A 3,520-nucleotide genomic window follows, 5' to 3' on the forward strand; every position below is an offset into this window, starting at 1 on the left:
CGCTGATGGTACTGCAACCGGGAGGTTGTGGGAGAGTAAGTCACCGCCGACACCAAACAACAAACAACAACAAAATAGTGATTCTGGTAGTCCCCGAAAGACCACCACCCCGAATAATTCTGGGTGGTTGGTGTTTCGGGGATTACTTGGTGTTTTACCCCCGCTTGTATTTGTGGGTTGTTCTCTGTCGAGCTGGGGGAATGCGTGGTAGGTGTCGTGGTTTTACCCCCTAGTGTCAGGTGTGGTGGGTAGTCTCTAGCCTTGTTAGACGAAAACACATTCGACACTTTTAAGGGTGTAGTACACCCCGGGGGATACGACCACGATGACAACTAACACACCACCACCCACCACCAGGCACGAGCCAGTAGGCGACACCACGCCGGGGAATAGCCGTAAAGCCGGCGAGCCACTGGACTACGACACCAACACTGATCCTGATACCAACACTGATCCTGATTACGACTCTGATGGTGAGGCTGAGGGGGAGGTACCGGTAGTCTTTTACGCCACCAACACACCCGGCAATCCTATTGCCGCAGCTGGAGCACACGCCCGGAAGAACTCCTGGTTTTTCTACCAGTCACTGTTGCCAGACCTCGACGACGACGTCGATCTGACACTGACCAGCCTGGCTAAAGACCTAGGCCTAACCCACAGCACCCTGTCGGGGATTATCAGGGCACATTTCCGCATGCAAGAACTACCGCTAGTGGCAGCCACGAATTCTGAGCAGTGGATCCTGGATACACCACGCCTGAGGGTTATCGACAGGGAAATAGAACGTATAGGCGACAACCACGACCACATAGGCCTCGTGGATGCCGCCCTGGCAGACTTTCTCACCCCGACAGCACCGTGCCAGCATGTACCCACAGTGGCAGAAATCCGCCGGTTTATCCGCGACTTCATCGACACCCACAATCTGGCAGACGATGACACCGACAAGGTCGAGCCCACCCTTAACGTGTCAGTGCATAACAACCGCGCCACCATGAGCCTCACGTGTGATAAAGCTACGGCCGCTATTATCGCCCGCCACATCGATTCCCAAGCCGACAATAATCAGTGCGGTGCCGGTGAGGCGCTTATCCAACTCATCCTGGATAACACGCATACGGGCCTGATCCCCGGAAAGTAGACACGACGGGGGTTAACTATGCGACTTTAGCCAGTGTAGCTGAAGTCTCGGCTTCAAAGACATCAGGAGCTACGAGGTTGCACCAAGAGTGGCGCCTGCGGGTGTTGTAGCGCATGCACCACCGGAAGACTTCCTGTCGGCAGGTGATCGGATCCTCAAAGACTTTCCGATCACGCATCACTTCCCGCTTTAAAGTAGCGTTAAACGATTCTGCTAGGGCGCCTATCCGCACTCGTTCCTACCGCTCCCATGGACTGGCGTACACCCAGCGACGAGCAGTAGTTTCTGAACGCTTGTGAGGTGTACACGCTGCCGTGATCGGAATGAAAAATAGCCCCGTCAAGACTGCCACGCACACCGTGTGCGTGGGCTAGAGCCTCGATGACCAGTGAGACACGCATGTGGTCTGCGAGTGCATAACCTGCAAGTTTTCGTGAATAGGTGTCAATGACCGTGGCAAGGTACATGTTCTTACCGCCCTTACACGGCAGGTAGGTAATGTCGCCGACATACGCACGGTTCGGCTCGTCAGCGGTGAATGTACGGCCTACTAAATCTGGCATGACACGGTGACCAGGCTTACGCCTAGTGGTGATGCATCGACGCCGTTTGCTAAAGCCTTTTAGTCCCATGGCTTTCATGATGCGTGCGACCTTCTTGTGATTGACCGGGGTATACGCCGGGTCTTCCTTGAGGCTTGCAGCGATGCGTTTAGCCCCATAAAGCCCGTGCTCATCATCGAAGATGGCCTTGATTCTTGCACCAATAAGGGCATCGGAACACATCTTTAACCTGCGATTTTCGCGGGTGTTGACCCATTTATAAAACGAGGAGCGATTGAGCTTTAACACATGGCACATCCGCTTGACCGAATACTCGGTTCGGTGGTCATAGACAAACTGGAAGCGGATTACCAGCGTGTCTCTTCGGCAAAATACTTAGCGGCCTTGCGCAGGATATCCCGTTCTTCACGCAGCTTAGAGACTTCTTTTTCTAGCTGGCGGATTCGTTCAGAATCAGTCGTCGCCTGGGCCTTGTCGCGCATGACCTTCGTGCGGGCACGTTTGCCGGTGCCGTATTGCTGAAGCCAGGAGAAAAGCGAGGAACGATTGACTCCTAGCTCTGCTGAAGCCGCGTGAAGTGAAAGGTCCTCATTGTTTTCATAGAGGGCCACAGCATCACGTTTGAACTGTTCGGAGTACCTAGGCATGGTGGTAGATTACCTTTCTTTCCAACCCAACCGGGCTGGATATCAGGTGTCCACCAAACAGGGGTCAGGTCCGTCTATCGAGAAGGGGGTCGCTGAAAAGAAGGCGGACGGCACCGTAATTGTCCATGATCAGGACGGAAAGGTTGCTGCTACCCTTCAGAAGTCTTTCCTTGTCTCCGATGGATCTGTCAATCATGTCGACTATGACGTAAATGGTGACACCGTTGTAGCCAAGTACTCTTCGCCACTTGTCAAAGGGAAAAAGACTCCAGTAGTGAATCAGGATGTAGGAGATTGCATCTTTGGTTCCATGGGTGCAACGGGTGCGGCACTGGCCATGGGAGGAATCATCCTTAGTGGGGGAACAGGGCTAGCCGTGGCGGGAGCTGTAGTAACTGCCGGTGCTGCTAGTGGACATGCAGGTTACACTTGCGGTAAAGCTGCGAAAGGCCGTTAACGGCCTAGGCAATTAGAAATAGTCTAGAGAGAGATGATCCTTTTGAAGAATTCCTCACAACGAACCGTAGGATTTTGGCTTTCCCTTATCGGCTGGCTTATTTTCACCTTCAGTGTAGGCTATGCAATCGCTAGTGGAAATACTGTCACTATAGTCCTTCTGTCAGCGGCATGGGTACTTTTGACCGGTTCAATGGTTTCCCTGTTTTTTAAGCAAAAAAGGGAAACCCTTTAGTACACAGATTGGCGGTCCTAAGAGCTCTTGCTCTGAGACCGCCAATTGACATTAATACAGGTTTGAGCGGCGCGCACTTGGGTCAGTTAAAGCGAGGGATGAAGGTACTGTCGCATTCTTTCGGAAATCCTCCGCTTTTGGAGACACTCTAATTTTACGCTGCTGAAAATCCTTCTTCGCATAGAATGCGTCTAATGTCATTGCCCGAGCCGTAGCCAGCGCAGGAGAGGTCAAAGAGGGCCCTGACCATCGACGAAGCCTGCCGTATTCCACTAGGCCACTCGATGAACCACTTCCTCCAAGAAAGCGGGATTGGACAGCGCGGAACAGGCGGGAGAGTGTCTAATGGTTTGTGTGTGGGAACCTAACCCGCATGAGGAGATGGACCAGAATGACTACTGTGGCGAGACGAGATCCGGCTGATAAGGCCAAGATTGATGAGATTGAAAAGAAGCTGCTTGCTAACCCTGAAATCGCG

General features: G+C 52.9%; 3 protein-coding genes and 1 pseudogene. 3 read left to right on the forward strand and 1 reads right to left on the reverse strand.

The window, feature by feature from the left end:
* Positions 1-325 precede the first annotated feature (325 nt).
* The gene (locus ABRP84_RS11190) at positions 326-1,141 is read left to right on the forward strand and encodes a hypothetical protein (protein WP_349853828.1); all 816 of its coding nucleotides are present in this window, start codon (positions 326-328) and stop codon (positions 1,139-1,141) included.
* 16 nt (positions 1,142-1,157) lie between these two features.
* Here the strand turns inward: ABRP84_RS11190 and ABRP84_RS11195 are convergent.
* A pseudogene (locus tag ABRP84_RS11195) lies at positions 1,158-2,351 on the reverse strand (IS3 family transposase).
* Here ABRP84_RS11195 and ABRP84_RS11200 point away from each other — a divergent pair.
* Together ABRP84_RS11200 and ABRP84_RS11330 are read left to right on the forward strand one after the other, a co-directional pair.
* Positions 2,350-2,808: a hypothetical protein gene (locus ABRP84_RS11200; RefSeq protein WP_284852638.1), complete on the forward strand. Its 459-nt coding sequence runs from the start codon at positions 2,350-2,352 to the stop codon at positions 2,806-2,808. The pseudogene ABRP84_RS11195 and the gene ABRP84_RS11200 sit on opposite strands and share 2 nt — an antisense overlap.
* 518 nt (positions 2,809-3,326) lie before the next feature.
* Positions 3,327-3,410: a hypothetical protein gene (locus tag ABRP84_RS11330; protein WP_502879818.1), complete on the forward strand. Its 84-nt coding sequence runs from the start codon at positions 3,327-3,329 to the stop codon at positions 3,408-3,410.
* Positions 3,411-3,520: the final 110 nt, after the last annotated feature.

This window comes from Corynebacterium sp. KPL2861 (genome assembly GCF_040225475.1).
In the GTDB taxonomy this organism is placed as follows: domain Bacteria; phylum Actinomycetota; class Actinomycetes; order Mycobacteriales; family Mycobacteriaceae; genus Corynebacterium.